Origin of the sequence: Cytobacillus sp. FSL M8-0252, assembly GCF_038007345.1 — a bacterium.
GTDB classification, from domain to species: Bacteria; Bacillota; Bacilli; order Bacillales; family Cytobacillaceae; genus Cytobacillus; species Cytobacillus kochii.
The window spans coordinates 2,650,899-2,669,914 of the sequence record NZ_JBBOWZ010000001.1; the positions used below are offsets into that span (position 1 = coordinate 2,650,899).

The following is a 19,016-nucleotide window of genomic DNA, read 5'->3' on the forward strand; positions in this document are numbered from 1 at the left end:
AGGGGTGTTATCATGTCGTTTATAAGAGAACCCATCAATAGCTTAACTCATTTCGTTGGCGCAATATTGTCATTTATAGGTTTACTGGCGTTAATCATCAAAGCATCATTACATAACGGAACAAACATTGCCATATTCTCTGTTACTTTTTTCGGTATTAGTATGATGTTACTTTATCTCGCTTCCTCCACTTATCATGGGGTAAGAGCAAAACAAACAGTTATTGCTTTCTTGAGAAAAGTTGACCATTCCATGATTTTCGTGTTAATTGCTGGTTCTTATGCACCTTTCTGTTTAATCGCACTTGATGGCGTATTAGGAATAAGTTTATTCGCTTTCGTTATAACGACATCCATTCTAGGTGTATTATTTAAAATGGTCTGGTTTAGTTGTCCTAGATGGTTATCCACTTTTTTATATATTCTTCTTGGTTGGGTTATCATCATCGCCTTCCTCCCATTAAGTAAAGCATTGAGTACAGCAGGACTCGTATGGTTAATTCAAGGGGGCGTATTTTACACAATCGGTGGCGTTATTTATGCGGTCAAACCTAAATTCATGGAATTTAAACATATGGGGTTTCATGAAATCTTTCATATCTTTATCTTATTAGGAACGCTTTGTCACTTTATTAGCGTATATGGCTACGTTCTTTAATTAATTGAATGGCCATAGGAATATTATGTTTGTGTATAAAATGAAGGGCTAAGTGAGATAGATGTCTATTCTGCTCATTTAGCCCTTCTCTATTCATTATTTAATTAGCTTTTTCAATAGCTTTAATGATTTTTCACTCGGATACCGAAATGGAAAATCCACTTTTGTTGTTTGCTTTAAGACGCTTTTATAATGCGTAAATGTATCAAAACTTGCCCGTCCGTGATAAGATCCAATTCCACTATTGCCTACACCACCAAATGGTAAATGTGGGGAACTTAAATGCATGACTGTATCATTGATACAACCACCACCAAAGGAAATTGATTGCAAGATTTTTTGCTGAACTTTTTTATCATCTGAGAAAAGGTAAAGTGCTAGCGGTTTCGGTTGTTCATTTATTTTGCTAATGACATCATCTAATTCCTTATAACTCAATACTGGAAGAATCGGTCCGAAAATTTCATCTTGCATAATTGGATCTTGCCAATTAATTTCAGTTAAGATGGTCGGTTCGATCAGATGATTTGATTCATCCACTCTCCCCCCATAAAAAGATTGACCATTAGTTAAAAATGTAGCAAGCCTCTTAAAATGCTTCTCATTGACAATCTTTGTATAAGCCGTATTTTCGATTGCATTCTCTCCATAGAGACTTTCTATCTGAGCTGTAACTTCCTTAAGAAACTTGTCATGAATCTCTTGATGGACATAAACAAAATCGGGTGCTACACATGTTTGTCCAGCATTTAAGAATTTCCCCCATACTAACCTTTTGGCTGCATGGTTTATTTGGGCATCATGATGAATAATTGCTGGACTTTTTCCTCCCAGTTCTAACGTAACAGGTGTTAAATGATTAGCGGCTGCTTTCATAATGTGTCGACCAACTGCTACACTCCCAGTAAAGAAAATATGATCCCAAGATTCTTCTAACAAATTTTCACTAACTTCCACGCCACCTTCCACAACTGTAATATATTCAGCTGGAAAATGCTCCTCAATAAGATGAGCAATTAAACGAGAAGTGTGAGGTGTTAATTCGGAAGGTTTGATGACTGCTGTATTGCCTGCAGCGATTGCACCAATTAATGGCGCAATCGCTAATTGAAAAGGATAGTTCCATGGTGCAATAATTAATGTATTACCATATGGCTCAGGATAAATCATGCTTTTTGAACCGAATGTAGTTAAAGATGATTTTACTTTTGCAGGTCTCGACCACTTTTTCACATGTTTAATTGTAAATTTTATTTCCTCTAGTAAAACAGCAATCTCTGTTAAAAAGGAGTCAAAAAATGATTTCCGTAAGTCTTTTTGCAAAGCCTCCGCTATGCTGTTTTCGTTCTTCTTAATTAAACTTCTTAATGTATATAATGCGTCCAATCGGTATGTAAGTGCTTTTGTTTTACCCGTATGAAAGAATGCTTTTTGCTGTGCTAAAATATTCTTTTCCATGCTCTTCCCTCTTTCTACTTTCAATTTTATATACCTCCTGCAGGAAAATGGTTTTACTCTCTTGAATATATACTAAAAAATGAGGTGAATCCTATGCGAAAAAAACTGCCATATTTGATTCTTCTATTTGCTGTTCTTTATATATTTTTTATACCTGAGGAACCGACAATCCTAAAAATCTTTTTCAAATTAGTACCGATGATTCTTATTATTCTATACACCTATCGCAATCGGCAAGAAACTAAACCTATTCACTACTATTTTATTTTTTCAGGTCTTATTTTTTGTATGTTCGGTGACGGTCTACTCATTTGGTTTGTGGTTGGATTAACCGCATTTTTAATCGGTCATATATTCTATACGATTGGCTTTTTTAAGATTTGGGAATACTCTTTAGCTAGGTTTCTTTCTTTTATTCCTATTCTTGCCTATGGCATCTTTATGAGTTCGGAATTTGTGAAAGCACTTCACAACCGCAATGAAAATGAATTGATTATACCAGTCATCCTCTATATCGCGGTCATATCATTGATGTTTTGGTCTGCTATTATGTCAGGGCAATTATATGCCATCATTGGAAGTTTACTCTTTGTCATTTCTGATAGTGTATTAGCATGGAATAAATTTATTTCTTCCATTCCTTTTTCCGGAAGTATTATTATGATTACCTATTATTTAGCACAATTTTTAATTGCTTTTAGCTTGTTTCATACAGTAAAACAAGTGAAGATACAGAAACCAAATTCACCCATAGCAACAAAAGGATAATTTTTCAAATTTATGTTAAAATAAAGAAATAACCTAAATTGGGCATTAGCATAAAATAACAATAAGCAAATTTATTTCACTCTCCCTTTTAGGCTTAACTAGCTATACTCTATCTTACATTGTAAAAGGAGGATACCAGTATGAACAAGAAACAACATTCTTTTCATTCACAAGATAATGGCGAAAATCATGAAAATGAAATAGAGACAGTTGAGACGGCTGCTGAAAGAATTGAAAGAAAACCAGAATTTGATACGTTCGGGACGGGGTTAAATGGTTACGGAAATTAAGAACAAAAAAATGATGGTGATTCATTTTAATGATGAATCACCATCATTTTTTATGCCGTAACCTCTTCTTGCTCATTACTATCCTGTTTCTTCTTCTTCACTGGCATTAAGCTTCTTTCCAACCAGCCCATTATCACATCTGCAATTACTGCCATAAATGCTGTTGGAATAGCTCCAGCTAAAATGATTGCCGTTCCGTCTTGCGCATTTGTTCCACGCATAATAATATCACCAAGTCCCCCAGCACCAATAAAAGTACCTATTGTTGCAATACCAATCGTAATGACTAGAGCTGTGCGAAGCCCTGCCATAATGACAGAAAGAGAAAGTGGTATTTCTACCATTCTTAATATTTGCCATTTTGTCATACCCATTGCTTTACCTGACTCTATTAAAGTATGATCTACATTCCTAATTCCTGTGTAAGTATTCTTAATAATTGGCAATAAGGAGTAAAGGAAAAGTGCAAAAACGACTGTATTTGTTCCAAGGCCCATCACAAGCATTAATACTGCGAGCATAGCGAGTGCAGGAATCGTTTGAATAACATTGGCTAACGAGAGAACTACACTGCTTAAACGTGAATATCTTGCTATTAAGATGCCAACCGGAATACCCACGATCGCTGCGAATAAAACCCCGTAGGCTGACATTAGAAAATGTCTAAAGAACTGTTCCCATACATAAGAACCGTTATTTGTAAAATAAGTAATTAAGTCAGAAAACACATCCATTTATGCCACCCCCTATTCCTTATCACGGAAATAATTATTTTCTTCTAAAAACTCTTCAGCAATGATTGCGGGTTCTCTTAATTCCCCATCTGCTGCATAATTTAATTCTTGCATTTTTTCTGTACTGATTTCTCCAACTAATCTCTCTAATAATGGATCAAGTTCAGGGTATTTCTCTAAAATTTCTTTACTCGCAACAGTAGATGAATCATATGGAGGGAAGAAGTTCTTATCATCTTCTAATACTTTTAAATTAAAGGCTTTTATACGTCCATCCGTCGTGTAAGCTAAAACGACATCCATTTCGCCCGATGCCGCTGCTTGGTAAACAAGTCCAATTTGCATAGGATACACATTCGAAAAATCAAAGCCATATGTTTCAACAAAACCATCATATCCATCTCCTTCACGATTCAACCATGAAGTATCTACACCGAAATTTATTTCATTTGCTAATGCCTCTAAATCAGATACCGTTTCTAAATCCTCTGCTTTTGCTAATTCATCAGTTACGGTAAAAGCATACGAGTTCTCAAACCCAAATGAATCATACCATTTTTGATTAAATCTCTCGTCAAACTCTTCTTGGACAACTTCCATTGCCTTATCAGGGTCAAGTACTGGCTCCATTCCTAATGGTCCTGCAATATCCGTGCCTGTATAGCGAGTAGCTGATATATCTACATCATTACTCACCATTGCCTGGTGAAGCACAATAGAAGACCCAAGATTATTGACCATGTTTACACTGAGATCGGTTTCTTCTTCAATTAACTGTTTAATGATTTGACCGACAATTTGTGATTCAGAGGTGACCACAGTCCCTACTGAAATAGAATCTTCACTAGATCCGCTTAAACCAGGAAGTGAACAGCCTGATAATAAAAGAGTCATCGTTAACATCATCGTCATGAAATTTTTTTTGCTTTTTATCAAACTAATCACCACCTTATGCTGTTTTTTCTTTGTCACGCATTGATTTAGGCGTAACCTTAAATTCTAATTTTCCAAGTATTAAATCGACTATTAATGCGAGTATGGTGACAGGAATCGCACCTGCAATGATAAACTCAGTTTGATATAAATTTAACCCGCTAAAAATAAAATCACCTAAACCGCCTGCACCAATAAACGCAGCTAATGTAGCCCACCCAATTAAATATACTGTCGATACACGAATACCCGCCATAATAACAGGGATGGACAGTGGTAGTTCAACATATCGAATTCTTTCCCATCCAGTCATGCCCATCCCACGACCAGCTTCTAATAAGCTTTTATTAACATCTTTCACACCTGTATATGTGTTTCTTAAGATAGGCAGGACTGAATAGAAAAATAAAGCAATAATGGCGGGGATTTTACCTATTCCAAGAACAGGAATAAAAAACGCTAAAATTGCGAAACTCGGAATTGTTTGAATCGTACCAAGCACTCCCATTACGGGTGATGCCGCTTTATCGAATCTTGTAAGAAGTATACCTAAAGGAACAGCTACAATGACACCAAGAGCTGCAGCAATGACTGATATATATAAATGCTCCCAAGTTTTGATCAATAAATCCGAACCGTTATTATTTAAAAAGTCTATGATGGCACTCATTTATATCTCCCCCTTCTACTGTGCACGTTCTAGCTCTTCGTCTCCCCAAATAGAGTCATAAACGATATCGACTAAACTTGTTCTTGTCACAATACCGACAAGATGTCTTTGCTCATCTACAACCGGCACATATTTAAGCCCTTTCTTTAATATTTGCCTGATCGTATCACGTACAAGCGCATCTTTATACACAGAAAATGTATCAGGGATTAAAATATCGGCTACATCTTTTGCTTTTTTCCTGTTTTGATCAATGGCTTCCACATCAATATATCCTTCTAAAACTCCTTCTTGATCAATAACCAATAGTGAGTCTACACGATTTGTTTTCATAACAGTTATCGCATTAGATAATTGCTCATCACTTGTAATCGTTACAGGATGCGCATTCATTATTTGCTCCACTGTTGTAATGTTTGGTTTTGCTTGCACTAATCTTTCTTTTCCAATAAATTCTTCAACAAATTCATCGGCAGGTTCACGTAAAATTTCGTCAGGAGTCCCACATTGTACAAGCTGTCCATCACGTAAAATGACAATCCTGTCTGCTAGTTTAAGCGCTTCGTCCATATCATGCGTAACAAAAACAATTGTTTTGTCTAACTTCTTCTGCAAGTTTTTAAACTCATCTTGGAGGGCATCTCTCGTAATTGGATCGAGTGCACCAAATGGTTCATCCATTAAGATTAACGGTTGATCAGCAGCTAACGCTCTCAAGACACCTATACGTTGCTGTTGCCCTCCACTTAATTCATGTGGATATCTCTCTAAATAATCAGGAGTCATATCAACGAGAGAAAGAAGCTCTTCTGCCCGACTTTTTCTTTTTTCTTCTGGCCATTTTAAAAGTTTAAGCACAAGTGAGATGTTTTCTTGAATAGTCATATGTGGAAATAGACCAATTTGTTGGATGACATAACCGATTTCTCTTCTCAGCTTAACCGGATCTTTTTCCATAATGTCTTCATCATTAATGAAGATTTTGCCTTCTGTTGGTTCGATTAAGCGGTTGATCATTTTCATTGTTGTTGTCTTCCCACAACCACTTGGGCCGATAAATACAATAAATTCACCCTTCTTAAATTCTAAATTTAGATTAGAAACGGCTGTTTTACCGCCTTTATACTTTTTTGATACATGCTCAAATTTCAGCATTTATAACACCCCCATTTTTTCTCTACCACAAACAATACCCAGTTCTCCGTAATATGAATCCTCTTGTCAGACTTTTTACTTACATAACGTAGTATATTATAAACTTCATGAAATAAAAAGTTTACAAATTGTACATATTTTATAAAAAATAGTTAAAATAAATATTGTATAATGTTTTTACTCGTTATATCTTATAATAGCTACGTAATCATACGAATTACTCCCAAAGGTGTGATTATGTAAATTTTTACAAATATGATACATTGACATTAACTAAATGATCCTTATATTGAAAGGGTGATTGGATTGAGCGAAAGTTTTGAGCAAATTGAATCTATTTTTATTGATAAAATAGCTGATAATATGAATACGTATGGTGTTTCCTCAACTGTTGGTAGAGTGTTAGGAATTATTTATATGCACAGAAAACCGATGACACTTAGCGAATTATCGGAAGCAACGGGCATGAGCAAAACACGAATGAGTCAAGTAGTAAGAGAAATGGTGGAGTTAAATATAGCGGAAAAAGTATTTGAGAAGGGCATCCGTAAAGACTTATACAACGTTGAACAAGACTATTACCAAACGTTCGTATCACTATTCACTTCCAATTGGCAAAAAGCGATACAAAAGAACAAACAATTTGAAAAGAAAATAAAAGAAGAACTACACCTTATCACATCAAAAAAGGAACTGACCGCCGAAGATGAATTAAAGATAAATGAATTATTAGCCGAAGCAAAGGAATGGATGGAATACTACAAATGGCTAGCTAATCTTGTGGAGTTTTTTGAAAGTGGGGAAGTATTTAAACATGTACCGAAGCCATACTAAAGAATTTGCTATACCCTTTCTTAAATATTTCTTGTAAAGTTTGTCCTATCTTCTCATATATATAACATATCCAACCGTTTCTAAGGTTAGGAAAAACAATTAAATGGGGATTGTTATATGTTAACTGGACTGATCATCATTTTTTTACTTGTGTTGTTTCTGCCCTTTAGTTCGAAAGTAGTCGAAGAAAATTTAGAAATATTTCTTTTCATTATGGGCGTTTTAGCTGTTTTTATTAGTCAAGTCTATACGGAAGCATTATTTTTTAAGGCAGCAATTGCACCAATTAACATCGCAATAGCGGTTTTTATAGCAGGTGTGTTATTCAAGTGGTTTCGACGCGGACTGCAAAATTCAATCGTCTATGTTAGTGAACGCGTACCCTTTTGGTTTTTTATTTTTTTCACAGTGATCTTTTTAGGACTGATTTCAAGTGTTATTACTGCAATTATTGCCGCACTCATTCTTGTCCTTATTGCTTCTTCACTTCCACTACATAGGCAATCACTAATCATTTTTGTTGTTCTTTCCTGTTTTTCTATTGGTCTAGGTGCATCTTTAACACCGATTGGTGAACCACTTTCAACAATCGCTATTAGTAAATTAAATGAGGATTTCTTCTTTCTTATCAATTTAGTTGGTAAAGAGATTCTAATTGCCTTGTTATTCTTCGGTTTCCTAGCCGCTATTTTTGTTAAACCACCCAACCAAACAGATAAATTCAGCAAAATGGTGCACAACGAGGAAGAAGGCTACGGTGAAATAAGTATCCGTTCTTTAAAAATTTATTTCTTCGTAATGGGGTTAACATTTTTAGGTGCAGGATTTGAACCACTAATTAGTCAATATTTGATCAACCTATCGCCTTCTGCTCTGTACTGGATTAATACATTATCTGCAGTACTTGATAATGCGACATTAGCTGCTGCGGAAATTAGCCCTTCTATGAGTAATCAAACCATTCAAGCGATATTACTCGGCCTTTTAATAAGCGGTGGGATGCTTGTCCCCGGCAATATCCCGAATATTATTGCAGCCGGTAAATTAAATATTACGAGTAAAGAATGGGCGAAAATCGGTTTACCTATAGGACTAGTATTCATGCTTGCTTTTTTTATGGTGCTATTGTTTATTCAATAATTAATCGCCTTTAGATAATATAGCTTTCTTTAACATATACGATTGACCAGTTGTAGGTTCTATCTTATTAAACACTGATTATTTATATGAACAAAACTTCACATAATAGAGTAATAGCGGAGACAAATTGAATCATAAATGTCTCCGCTTCAACATTTGTAGTTTAATAAATAATGGTCTGATCATTTTTTGATTGCTGTATTATTCAACTAAATTTATTTCGAGGATTATTTTATGTATTCCTTTTTCATTTGTATAAGTATGAATAATGTCAAATCCACTTTTAATATTCACTCCTTATTTAAGCTAAATCAAATAAGGAGTGTACAACCGTTTCATTTCTTCCAATGGTCGTTTCAGCTTGGGATAATGAGTTCATAATTGCTTCTTCTGTTACTTCTGCTGCTGCTGCAAACAGCTCATTCATAATTGAATGATCTTCTCTTAAAGTTTTCATCGTATGCAAATAAGATGATTGTTTGTGCTTTATTGTATTTGCAGTAGAAAAAGCAATAACGATATCTCCACTACCATGACTATAATGGCTACCCGTCCTACCCAGTCCAATTCCACATCTTTTAGCAACTCGGTGTAATTGTCTATCACTTAACGGAGCATCTGTTGCTAATACAATTATAATTGATCCGTCAGCTGCTTTATCTAACTCTAAAGGATAATGTAGGTTGTTTTTAAAATAACGATTAAAAGGGAATTCAGGTTTTCCTCCAAAATTACTTAAGACAAGACATCCTACATGAAAGAATCTCCCGTCATTTACTGACAATTTTCTAGAAGAAGTACCTATCCCTCCTTTATAGCCAAAACATACCATTCCCTTACCTGCACCAACTGCACCTTCTTCCACTGGATTTGTTGAAGCGTTCAAGATGGCTTCTATAGTATCTTTAGGTGTAACAACCATTTCTCTTATTGAATTCAGTAGACCATCATTACACTCTCCAGTGACAATATTAATCGTCCCTGTTGTATCTCCAATGTCTTTATTTTCTTGTAACATATATTGCAGGGTACCTTGTGTAACTGCCGGGACTGAAAATGTATTGGTTAACATAATGGGTGATTCTATCTGTCCTAATTCATTTACTTGTACCAGCCCAGTGGTTTTACCAAAACCATTAATAACATACGATGTGGCCACTACTTTTTCTTTAAACAAATTACCACCATGTGGTAAAATGGCTGTGACACCTGTACAGGCATATCCTGTTTCCGTCTTTTCATCAATGGTTTTATGACCGACTCTCACCCCGGGAACATCAATCAAGCAATTATTTTCCCCTGTTGGTATACTACCAATGATTATTCCTCTTTCTCGTATTTTCAATGCTTTTCTCTCCATTTCTTTCAATACCAAAAAAGCAACCTTCCTTGAAGAAGGTTGCTTTTTTTTATTCATTCGTTAACTTATTTAATTCATCAGTTAATTCAATAAATCTCTCTTCGTTTCTTTCTTCAAGAGCGTTATCAATTTCTTGGCGGAGCTTTTTCATTCTGAAGTCAAGTATAGCCTTATTTAACACTTGTTCCGCTACGACTGAGTATTGGTTTTCATCGGTTTGGACTGTTGAGTTAAGCGTGTACTTTTCCATTTTGAAATCAACCCCTTGACCTTTTTTCTATTATAACAAAAAATTTCTGATAATTCAAACCTTAAATGAAATTTATCTTATACTCTATTATTAATTGTTGTTAATATAAATATTACCCCGTACTATCTTGATTTAAACCTTTTTAAAATATGTTTATTCACTTCCTTGCAAATATAATTTTCTTTACTATAATGGATATTTAGGGAATCAAAATATATCTATTGGTATATATATTTATAAATGAGGTGGGGTTTTGGATCAATCAACAAATTCATTACAAAAAGAAAGAATTTGGACTAAGGATTTTACATTAATTTGTTTTGCAAACTTCTTTGTATTTTTAGGTTTTCAAATGACATTACCAACATTGCCTTTGTTTGTCGAAGAACTTGGTGGCAATGACCAATTAATCGGGTTAGTCATCGGGATATTTACCTTTTCATCCCTTATTATGCGTCCTTTTGCGGGACATGCGTTAGAATCAAAAGGCAGGCGGTTTGTCTTTCTTATTGGACTAGCTGTATTTGTTCTTTCCGTTGGAGTCATTGGCTTTATTACGAGTATTGCCTTTCTCCTTATACTCAGATTAGTTCAGGGTTTAGGATGGGGATTCTCTACAACAGCTTCAGGGACAATCGCAACAGATCTTATTCCACAGAAAAGACGTGGCGAAGGGATGGGTTACTTTGGACTATCAGGTAATCTCGCTCTTGCCTTTGGTCCTACTTTAGGATTAGCACTCATTGGTAATATTAGCTTTACTTCCTTATTTCTAATCTGTTCTTTATTAGGACTCGCTGCTTTCATCCTTTCATCATTCATAAAATATAAACAAGTAGATTATACTGCTAGCGTAGTAGAAAAGAAAAAGTTTGATGTTTACGAGAAATCCGCTCTGCCCCCTTCCATATTAATCTTCTTTGTAACCGTTACATTTGGAGGGATTGCTACATTTCTACCTATCTATTCATTACAAAAAGGTATTGATGGAATTGAATGGTATTTCTTTCTCTATGCTTTAGCTCTGCTCATCAGCCGTACTTTTGCAGGTAGAATTTATGATAAAAGAGGGCATCAAGCTGTATTTATTCCAGGTGTGCTCCTTATTATTGCTGCCATGCTTCTACTCGCATGGTTACCGAGTAATGCGATTCTATTTACTGCAGCCATATTATATGGTTTAGGTTTCGGTACGATCCAACCAGCTTTGCAAGCTTGGTCTGTTAAAGAAGCACCGGTCAATCGTAGAGGAATGGCTAATGCCACGTTCTTTTCTTTTTTTGATTTAGGAATCGGTATTGGATCAATTATGTTTGGGCAAATCGCTTTTTACTTAGGATATAGCTCTATCTATATCGTTGCTGCCATTTCAGTTGTTGTTTCTCTATTCATCTATATTGGTATGTTATTACAAATGAGAAAGAACCGCTAACAATCTTGTAAAAAAAATAAGCCTAATAGAAAGCCCGAAAAGACATTTTTTCATTGTGATTAAAATGTTTTTCGGGTTTTTAATTATGACTTATACCAAAAACTATTATCTCCAAGCTTCGAGATTAGACCACCTTCATAGGACTGTCTCTTTTATCTTCACACGGCCTCTTTCCTCACATTCAGTCGATCCTTTTCTTCAACCTTATTTATAATCATCCCAAATAAAGCTGCTAATATTTGTTGAAATAGCATGCCAATAACAACAGGCACGGCCACTGGCGGTGGGAAATAGGCAACTGCTAATACAGAGCCTGCACTAATGTTTCGCATACCACCATTAAAAGTAATCGCAATCACCGCTTCTCTATTTTTCCCTACTATTTTTCTAGCAATTAAAAAAGCTACTAAGTATCCTGTAAAGGCTATAAAGAAGACGGTGACAACTAATGCTAGTAAACGTAAATCGAAGGCAGTCAAGTAGGATGAAACAACGGCACTATTAATCATTACAACAGTCGCCATACCTATTTTAGAAAATGGAGCAAGTCTTGCACTAAGTATGTTTGAAACCTTCTCTTTTGCGATCGAATTAACAATCATTGCCAAAATAGATGGAATGACAATCATCATGATTAACCCACTCACCATGCTTATGACATCCATTTCCACTTTTGCTCCTACTAAGAGCTTTAGTGTAAGTGGCACAAGTATTGGTGATAATAACGTATCAACGAGAATAATCGTTAAAGTCAATGGAATACTGCCTTTGTAAATGGAAACCCATATCAGGCTTGAGATTCCTGTAGGTATTGCCATCATTAAAATTAGACCAGTAATTGTATAAGTATCATTTGGAAAAGTAATATGACCAACAGTAAAGGCCCATAATGGCATAAAAATATGTAGAACAAATAAGACAATAAATAGTGGCAAAGGATGAGTGATGGCTTCTTTCATCGATGTAAAATTTGCTTTCAAACTACCTGCGAATGTCATAAATGCAAAGATCCATGGGATAAGACTATCTAGATTTTTTAAATAGATAGCAAAGCATATACCCAATATGACACTAGTAGGAGTAATCAAGGGCATCATTTTATCTAGCTGACTGTTTATTTTCGTTAATATCATCCCTCACTCCTTTCTCTTTTTTATACATATATATTTTAACACTTTTTAGCAATGAATTTTTCGATAAAATAAAAACGTAATATTATGCCTTTATGAGCACAATATTACGTTATTCTTGATTATTCACCTAAAACTTCCCGTAAGGTTACATGATAGTCGCCAATTTCACCTTCACGATACAGATTTGTTACTGATGTATAATATTGAGTTATTGCGGCCTTCATTCTAAAATTATTCGCCGGAACTTGCACATCAAAATTTTCTTCATATAAAAGCACAGCAATATCATGATAGTTCTCACTCGTTACTTTAAAGTCAATGGCAATTTGTTTTAAACCATTTACTGAGGTTTCCTTATATTGATTAATAGGTAATGTATAATTGTTTAATTGTATCTCTTGAACCATTATCATCTGCTCCTTCCTTACAAATTTTATTCTAGCAAATAATGAGTGGATGTTATATTGATTTGCTTATTAAATACCAATGATACAACCTACATAGAAAAATGAATGGTGAGAAATATATTCTCATAACAAATAAAAAAACTAGCTAATGACTTCTTAACACCGTTCATACATACATCTATGGAAAAAAGCACTGGTTGCAATCAATGGCAAGCCAGTGCAGCATATATTTAAAGTTGGTTCATTTGCTCTGTTAATGTATCAATTAAAAAAGTGATATCACTATCAGTTATATTTAACGGTGGGGCAAGTGTAATAATATTATTATATCCAGCAACAGTTGCTCCGTTTTTACCTATTAGTACACCTTTCTCCTTACATCCGGAAATGATCTTATTCACATACTCCACAGCTAGCGGTTCCTTCGTCGCCTGATCCTCTACTAACTCAATACCTATTAATAAACCTTTTCCTCTCACATCCCCTACATAAGGGTGATGTTGCAGCTTTTGCAGTAATGTCCTCTTTAGCGCATCCCCAGCTGTTTTCGACCGTTCGTACAGCTTCTCATCTTCCATAATCTCCAGGTTTTTCAATGCTAAAGCGCAAGCAGCAGGGTTTCCTCCAAAAGTATTCACATGGCGAAAGTAATCATATTCTTCTGTTCCTTTGAAATAATCATAGATTTCTTTTTTCACTGCGGTAGCTGACAATGGTAAATACGCACTTGTTATCCCTTTTGCCATCGTAATAATATCTGGTGAGACCTCATAATTCATAAATCCAAACGGTTCACCCGTGCGACCAAAGCCATTAATAACTTCATCACTAATGAGCAATGCCCCGTGCTTCTCACAAACCTCTTTTACTCCTTTCATATAGTTTTCTGGTGGCATAATAACCCCGCCACCTGTAATAATTGGTTCCATTATGACAGCTGCAACGGTCTCGCTTAGCTCCCATGTCATTACTTTATCTATATCCTGTACTGATTGAAGCTTGGTAGATGCCAAGGTTTCATCTTCCGGTTGGCGATACATATCAGGTGGTGCGACATGAATAAAGCCAGGTGCGAGCGGTTCATATTTATATTTTCTTTGCGCCTGCCCTGTTGCTGCAAGTGTTGCCATCGTATTCCCATGATACCCACGATACCTAGAAATAATCTTGTAGCGTTCATGTTCTCCCTTTTGTTTATAATACTGTCTAACGATTTTAAATGCGGTTTCATTCGCCTCTGAGCCACTATTTGAAAAGAAGAATACATAGCCGCCACCGAGCATTTCATTTAGTTTTTCAGCTAATTTTATCGCTGGTGTATGGCTTTGTGATAAAGGAAAATAACTCATCTCTTTTAATTGTTCGTATGCTGCTTCTGCGAGCTCTTTTCTACCATAGCCTGCATTAACACACCATAAACCTGCCATTGCATCTAAATAGCGATTACCTTCATGATCAGTAACCCAAGCACCATCTGCTTTTTCCGCTATAATTGTGCTATTAGGGCTAAATGGTTTCATCGCGTGCCAAACAACCTCTGCATCTTTCTTAAGCAACCCTTTCTCTTCCTTAATTTCAGCCATGCACTTTTCCTCCTTATTAATAATCAAAACGTGAGGTAATCATCTTCTTCCGGGTATAAAAATTAACGCCATCTTTCCCGTTTACATGCAAATCACCATAAAACGAATCCTTCCACCCAGAGAAAGGAAAAAAGGCCATTGTTGCTGGGACACCAATATTGATCCCTAACATACCTGCATCCGCTTCTTCTCTGAACTGACGAACAGCACGCGCATCTTTCGTATAAATCGTTGCGCCATTTCCATATCTTGATTGACTAATATAAGCTAATCCCTCATCTAAATCTTTCGCTCTCAATAAACTTAGGACTGGGGCAAATATCTCATCCTTCGCAATGGTCATATCAGGTGTGACTTGATCAAAAATTGTCGGACCTAAAAATGTGCCGTTTTTCATTTCAGTCATAACAGCTCTACCATCACGTAACAGCTCTGCTCCTTCTTCAATGCCTTTCTCAATATATCCTAAAACTTTCTGACGATGAGAATCTCTTATAACTGGTGTTAGCAGGACTTCTTCATTAGAGCCTTCACCAATAATTAATTCATCTGCTGCTTGTGAAAGCTTTTCCACAAACTCAGATCCATCACCTACCACAACAACTGCACTACAAGCCATACAACGCTGACCAGCACTGCCAAATGTGGAGCTTATAATATGACTAATCGCTTTCTCCATATCCGCATCTGGCATAACAATATGATGATTCTTCGCTCCTGATAATGCTTGCACTCTTTTACCGTAAGAAGCCGCTTTTTCATAGACATATTTCGCAACCGGTTGAGAACCAACAAATGAAATTGCTTTGACGAGGGGATGTTCCAGTAAGCCATTAACTACATCATGCGCACCGTGGACAACATTTAAGACGCCAGCTGGTGCACCAGCTTCCATAAACAACTTCGTCAACTCATTAGATAAAATAGGCGTTCGCTCTGATGGCTTAAGAACAAAAGTATTGCCACATGCAATGGCAAGTGGAAACATCCACAAAGGAACCATCATTGGGAAATTAAATGGTGTGATACCAGCGACAACTCCATGTGGGTAACGAAACATTTGTGAATCGATGTCTTCTGCAATCGTCGACAAAGTTTCTCCCATCATTAGTGTTGGGGCTCCAGCGGCAAATTCCACACATTCAATTCCCCTTTGCACTTCCCCATATGCTTCTTTATATGCTTTACCATTCTCTTCTACGATTAATTTTGCTAATCTTTCATGGTTTTCCGTTAACAAATGATGATATTTATAGAGAATTCTCGCTCTTTTTGGAACCGGTGTTTTTTTCCAAGTTTGAAAAGCATTTGCTGCTGCCTTTACTGCTTGATCAACATCTGATTTCATGGATATAGGTACCTTTGCAATAATTTCCCCAGTTGCTGGATTAGGCACCTCCATTGTTTCTGTAGATTGTGAAGGTACCCATTGGCCATTAATAAAATTCTGTAAAGTTTTCGTTCCCTGTTCAATTACGCTCATCATCAAACCTCCTATTAAAGATTGATTATTCTGATTTCATTATCTCTTATTTATTATCCCTTTTTCATTAGACATACTGTAAAAAGGATAACGGTCATTCATAAACAAACGGTCTATATGAAAGAATAGGGTAAATCTTGAAATCAGTGCCTCAAAGGAAATCGTAACAAGCAAAATAAACCGACTACTATAGAGACGGTTCATTCTTTTTTACTTTATTTGTTTTAAATCGATTGGTCGCTGGATAAAATCATAGCTTAATAGCATAAATTCCAATGCCAATCTTTTCTCATGACTCATAAAATCGGAGCCTAATAACTGCTCAATTTTTTCCAACCGATGATATAAAGTTTGTCTAACAATATACAATTTCTGTGCCGTATCTTTTTTTGAGCCATTACAAATTAAGTACATTTTTAATGTTTCCATTAACTTTGATTGATGTGCAGTATCATATTCAACAATCGGTCCTAAATATTCTTCGATCATTCCTTGTAAGTTCATATGCCTACTGGCAACTGAGATAATACGAAATATATGTAAGTCATCATAAAACATACTTGAATACGAACGATGATAAAATTGTTGATTCACTTGGATTGTTTCTAATGCCGTTTGATAACTCTCATGCACCGCATTCAAATCAGATACATATTTTCCAATTCCAAAATTAAAAGTCGTGTCTGATTGCAAATCCGAAAATAATTGCTTCATTTTTTCAATTGCTTGTACTACTCTCCTCTTCCAATCAGTTAATCCTCTTTCATTAAATAATATAAATACAATTGCTTTGTGCTTCTCAACGGCTAAGAAAGAAAAACCTTTTTGTTCTAATATGGAGCGAAAATACAACTTGAAGTAAGTTAAATTTTCTAACATTTCCACTTGATAGACACATACAACCGCCCCTCGAGGTGCATTCGGTAAATAGGCAGATACATGGTTTAGTAATGAAGGAGTCGTTTCCTTACCTTCTAACCAAGAATTTACCCACTCACTTTCTTCTAACCTTCTTTTTTCCTCTACATATAATTCACGAATAAAGAATTGTGCTAGAGCGTTAGCTGTTCTGTCTACAATTAGCTGATCATATTCTGTTAAGTGATGAGATGAAGAAATGATGATAAGTTCAGCAAATTTCTCTCCTAAAAGTTCAATAGTAGCTCTTACGACAAAACGTGAAGGTTCTTGTTGGGCTTGTACCTTCTTTAGGATATTTTCTCTTTTTATTTCCGGTAGTACAGGATAAAACTTCGTACTTTCATCTTGAAATAATAATAGAATTTGCACTTGCAATTCTTCATAAATGACCTTCAAAAGTTCATCATAATGATTAATAGAAAGAAGTTTCTTATTTAAGATATGAGAGATTTTTTCTAAATTAGCTAACATATCATATTGCTGATTAATTAAAGATGTATGAATGTCTTGCGTGATTTCCACGAAAGGAACTTCCTTTAATATGAGTATAATGGGGAAATTCGCTTTGTTTGCCATAGAGATAATTTCATGAGGTATGCCCTTCGTATAAGTGCCATATTCAATACATAAGCCTGCTGCATTCGACTTAATTAACTGTTGTACAATTGAGATAAATAATTCCTTTCTCTCTCGCCATGCAACAGCGGTTGAAAGGATTAGTTCATTTCCTTTTAAGAGATTCCCTATTTTTGTTACCTCAACAATATGAACCCACTTCACTTGATCTACTAACCCATCTTTCCCTGCAACTATTTCTATTTGATCGAAATGCTTCCTTTGCAAGATATCATTGACGGTTAAATAGGATTTCATTCTCGCCCTCCTAAATTCTGAATATATAGAATATTAATAGATAACTAGACAAATTGTCAAATATAATAGAAATATTTAATACATTCAGTAAACATAAGAGGCCCACTCCCATGAAAATAAATGTTTATTCTTTTTACACATTTCTTAAACGCATTGCAACAATTCTTCTGATCAAACGCTCTTCATACTCAGCAAGATTTCTTTATGTATTCCGTCATATAAATGAGGTTCATAAAATGAAACCCAGCGCTTTATACTGTTTGTACGCTGGGTTTGATAATTTCTTCAAATGTGACAAGTTGTAGATGATGAGGAAGTTTTTCCTCGGGTGACAATGTGCAAATTGATAAGCTATATTGCTTTAGGAGGTTATATACCTTTACTTTTCCCCCTGGATACCGTTTTTGTTGATGGTTGACATCGAATTCACTCCGATTTTTTTCTTCGAGTTCTATTTCTTGGAGGTCTATATGTAAACCAGTACCGATGGCTTTTAAATAGCTTTCTTTTATCGTCCAACGATTAAAAAAATCTTTCGCTCCCATACACTCTTCTTCCTCTCGAAACAATAGGGAGTGTAACTCTGGCTTTGGTTTAGTTATTTTTTCTAAATCTATCCCAACCATTCCATCAGTTCCAACGGCACACACACACCAATCACCTGAATGAGACAAGCTAAAAGGGGGAAAAGGGTCCGCGTTCAAAAAAGGTTTACCGTATTTGCTGAATTCGAGCTTAGTAAAATCAACTTTAGGTAACTTCTTCATAAGTATTTTCCTTAATAATAGATAACCTACTAACGTACGATATGCATCTTCTATTCTTCTATAACGGTGGATTTGTGTTCTTTTTAATGGTGGTAAATAGTCGCTATAATGATGTAAAGTTACCTCTGAATGTACTTGCGGTAATCGACAAGCAAAAACTTCAAGCAT

19 protein-coding genes are annotated in these 19,016 nt (G+C 35.5%); 6 read left to right on the forward strand and 13 right to left on the reverse strand.

All coding sequences use genetic code 11. The features are described 5' to 3' along the window. The first annotated feature begins 9 nt into the window (after window positions 1–9). Window positions 10–657 carry a PAQR family membrane homeostasis protein TrhA gene (gene trhA / locus MKX83_RS13430; RefSeq protein ID WP_445293185.1) on the forward strand — a complete coding sequence of 216 codons (648 nt, stop codon included), beginning with the start codon at window positions 10–12 and terminating at the stop codon, window positions 655–657. Window positions 658–753: 96 nt separating this feature from the next. On the opposite strand, the gene MKX83_RS13435 is transcribed toward trhA, so the two are convergent. After that, window positions 754–2,184 (reverse strand): aldehyde dehydrogenase, encoded by a 1,431-nt coding sequence (locus MKX83_RS13435; RefSeq protein WP_224938501.1) that lies wholly within the window; start codon window positions 2,182–2,184, stop codon window positions 754–756. A 24-nt stretch (window positions 2,185–2,208) separates the two neighbouring features. Between MKX83_RS13435 and MKX83_RS13440 the strand changes: the two genes are divergently transcribed. Beyond that, window positions 2,209–2,883 (forward strand): lysoplasmalogenase, encoded by a 675-nt coding sequence (locus MKX83_RS13440; protein ID WP_341055801.1) that lies wholly within the window; start codon window positions 2,209–2,211, stop codon window positions 2,881–2,883. 140 nt (window positions 2,884–3,023) lie between these two features. Further along, the gene (locus MKX83_RS13445) at window positions 3,024–3,173 is read left to right on the forward strand and encodes a hypothetical protein (RefSeq protein ID WP_251161736.1); all 150 of its coding nucleotides are present in this window, start codon (window positions 3,024–3,026) and stop codon (window positions 3,171–3,173) included. Between the two features lie 50 nt (window positions 3,174–3,223). Here the strand turns inward: MKX83_RS13445 and MKX83_RS13450 are convergent, their stop codons facing one another. The 4 genes from MKX83_RS13450 to MKX83_RS13465 are packed head-to-tail and all read right to left on the reverse strand — an operon-like array spanning window position 3,224 to window position 6,665. Beyond that, the gene (locus tag MKX83_RS13450; protein ID WP_341055806.1) at window positions 3,224–3,907 is read right to left on the reverse strand and encodes an ABC transporter permease; all 684 of its coding nucleotides are present in this window, start codon (window positions 3,905–3,907) and stop codon (window positions 3,224–3,226) included. Window positions 3,908–3,919: 12 nt separating this feature from the next. Beyond that, complete coding sequence (locus MKX83_RS13455) at window positions 3,920–4,819, reverse strand: osmoprotectant ABC transporter substrate-binding protein (protein WP_224938502.1); 900 nt, start codon at window positions 4,817–4,819, stop codon at window positions 3,920–3,922. Window positions 4,820–4,856: 37 nt separating this feature from the next. Then, window positions 4,857–5,510 (reverse strand): ABC transporter permease, encoded by a 654-nt coding sequence (locus MKX83_RS13460; protein WP_341055807.1) that lies wholly within the window; start codon window positions 5,508–5,510, stop codon window positions 4,857–4,859. A 15-nt stretch (window positions 5,511–5,525) separates the two neighbouring features. Then, window positions 5,526–6,665 carry a betaine/proline/choline family ABC transporter ATP-binding protein gene (locus tag MKX83_RS13465; RefSeq protein WP_341055808.1) on the reverse strand — a complete coding sequence of 380 codons (1,140 nt, stop codon included), beginning with the start codon at window positions 6,663–6,665 and terminating at the stop codon, window positions 5,526–5,528. Between the two features lie 306 nt (window positions 6,666–6,971). On the opposite strand from MKX83_RS13465, the gene MKX83_RS13470 reads away from it, so the two are divergent. Further along, window positions 6,972–7,499 (forward strand): GbsR/MarR family transcriptional regulator, encoded by a 528-nt coding sequence (locus MKX83_RS13470; RefSeq protein WP_233435238.1) that lies wholly within the window; start codon window positions 6,972–6,974, stop codon window positions 7,497–7,499. Window positions 7,500–7,616: 117 nt separating this feature from the next. Beyond that, complete coding sequence (locus MKX83_RS13475) at window positions 7,617–8,639, forward strand: DUF1646 family protein (protein ID WP_307313543.1); 1,023 nt, start codon at window positions 7,617–7,619, stop codon at window positions 8,637–8,639. Window positions 8,640–8,940: 301 nt separating this feature from the next. On the opposite strand, the gene MKX83_RS13480 is transcribed toward MKX83_RS13475, so the two are convergent. Both MKX83_RS13480 and MKX83_RS13485 read right to left on the reverse strand, forming a co-directional pair. Then, complete coding sequence (locus tag MKX83_RS13480) at window positions 8,941–9,999, reverse strand: DmpA family aminopeptidase (RefSeq protein ID WP_340978542.1); 1,059 nt, start codon at window positions 9,997–9,999, stop codon at window positions 8,941–8,943. Between the two features lie 49 nt (window positions 10,000–10,048). Next, window positions 10,049–10,249 carry an IDEAL domain-containing protein gene (locus MKX83_RS13485; protein ID WP_224938368.1) on the reverse strand — a complete coding sequence of 67 codons (201 nt, stop codon included), beginning with the start codon at window positions 10,247–10,249 and terminating at the stop codon, window positions 10,049–10,051. A 253-nt stretch (window positions 10,250–10,502) separates the two neighbouring features. Between MKX83_RS13485 and MKX83_RS13490 the strand changes: the two genes are divergently transcribed. Continuing rightward, window positions 10,503–11,681, forward strand: a complete 1,179-nt coding sequence (locus MKX83_RS13490; protein ID WP_307313540.1) for an MFS transporter — start codon at window positions 10,503–10,505, stop codon at window positions 11,679–11,681. Window positions 11,682–11,839: 158 nt separating this feature from the next. On the opposite strand, the gene MKX83_RS13495 is transcribed toward MKX83_RS13490, so the two are convergent. From MKX83_RS13495 to MKX83_RS13520, 6 genes are all read right to left on the reverse strand, one after another. After that, the gene (locus tag MKX83_RS13495; protein WP_307313538.1) at window positions 11,840–12,814 is read right to left on the reverse strand and encodes a bile acid:sodium symporter family protein; all 975 of its coding nucleotides are present in this window, start codon (window positions 12,812–12,814) and stop codon (window positions 11,840–11,842) included. Window positions 12,815–12,933: 119 nt separating this feature from the next. After that, window positions 12,934–13,221 carry a DUF3219 family protein gene (locus MKX83_RS13500; RefSeq protein ID WP_095373069.1) on the reverse strand — a complete coding sequence of 96 codons (288 nt, stop codon included), beginning with the start codon at window positions 13,219–13,221 and terminating at the stop codon, window positions 12,934–12,936. Window positions 13,222–13,451: 230 nt separating this feature from the next. Beyond that, on the reverse strand, window positions 13,452–14,804 hold the full coding sequence (locus MKX83_RS13505) for an aspartate aminotransferase family protein (RefSeq protein WP_307313536.1): 1,353 nt from the start codon (window positions 14,802–14,804) through the stop codon (window positions 13,452–13,454). A gap of 16 nt (window positions 14,805–14,820) precedes the next feature. Next, complete coding sequence (locus MKX83_RS13510; protein ID WP_095373067.1) at window positions 14,821–16,287, reverse strand: CoA-acylating methylmalonate-semialdehyde dehydrogenase; 1,467 nt, start codon at window positions 16,285–16,287, stop codon at window positions 14,821–14,823. Window positions 16,288–16,497: 210 nt separating this feature from the next. Then, a complete protein-coding gene (locus MKX83_RS13515) occupies window positions 16,498–18,081 on the reverse strand; it encodes a PucR family transcriptional regulator (protein ID WP_095373066.1) in 1,584 nt (527 codons plus the stop codon). A 251-nt stretch (window positions 18,082–18,332) separates the two neighbouring features. Continuing rightward, the gene (locus tag MKX83_RS13520) at window positions 18,333–19,016 is read right to left on the reverse strand and encodes a 4'-phosphopantetheinyl transferase family protein (protein WP_307313531.1); all 684 of its coding nucleotides are present in this window, start codon (window positions 19,014–19,016) and stop codon (window positions 18,333–18,335) included.

Bases quoted from the DNA above. Each gene is read 5' to 3' on its own strand.
- MKX83_RS13500 (WP_095373069.1), bottom strand. From the start codon at position 13,221: ATGGTTCAAGAGATACAATTAAACAATTATACATTACCTATTAATCAA.
- MKX83_RS13485 (WP_224938368.1), bottom strand. From the start codon at position 10,249: ATGGAAAAGTACACGCTTAACTCAACAGTCCAAACCGATGAAAACCAA.
- MKX83_RS13460 (WP_341055807.1), bottom strand. From the start codon at position 5,510: ATGAGTGCCATCATAGACTTTTTAAATAATAACGGTTCGGATTTATTG.
- MKX83_RS13465 (WP_341055808.1), bottom strand. From the start codon at position 6,665: ATGCTGAAATTTGAGCATGTATCAAAAAAGTATAAAGGCGGTAAAACA.
- MKX83_RS13445 (WP_251161736.1), top strand. From the start codon at position 3,024: ATGAACAAGAAACAACATTCTTTTCATTCACAAGATAATGGCGAAAAT.
- MKX83_RS13450 (WP_341055806.1), bottom strand. From the start codon at position 3,907: ATGGATGTGTTTTCTGACTTAATTACTTATTTTACAAATAACGGTTCT.
- MKX83_RS13505 (WP_307313536.1), bottom strand. From the start codon at position 14,804: ATGGCTGAAATTAAGGAAGAGAAAGGGTTGCTTAAGAAAGATGCAGAG.
- MKX83_RS13480 (WP_340978542.1), bottom strand. From the start codon at position 9,999: ATGGAGAGAAAAGCATTGAAAATACGAGAAAGAGGAATAATCATTGGT.
- MKX83_RS13440 (WP_341055801.1), top strand. From the start codon at position 2,209: ATGCGAAAAAAACTGCCATATTTGATTCTTCTATTTGCTGTTCTTTAT.
- MKX83_RS13510 (WP_095373067.1), bottom strand. From the start codon at position 16,287: ATGAGCGTAATTGAACAGGGAACGAAAACTTTACAGAATTTTATTAAT.
- MKX83_RS13475 (WP_307313543.1), top strand. From the start codon at position 7,617: ATGTTAACTGGACTGATCATCATTTTTTTACTTGTGTTGTTTCTGCCC.
- MKX83_RS13495 (WP_307313538.1), bottom strand. From the start codon at position 12,814: ATGATATTAACGAAAATAAACAGTCAGCTAGATAAAATGATGCCCTTG.
- MKX83_RS13520 (WP_307313531.1), bottom strand. From the start codon at position 19,016: ATGCTTGAAGTTTTTGCTTGTCGATTACCGCAAGTACATTCAGAGGTA.
- MKX83_RS13455 (WP_224938502.1), bottom strand. From the start codon at position 4,819: ATGACGATGATGTTAACGATGACTCTTTTATTATCAGGCTGTTCACTT.
- MKX83_RS13515 (WP_095373066.1), bottom strand. From the start codon at position 18,081: ATGAAATCCTATTTAACCGTCAATGATATCTTGCAAAGGAAGCATTTC.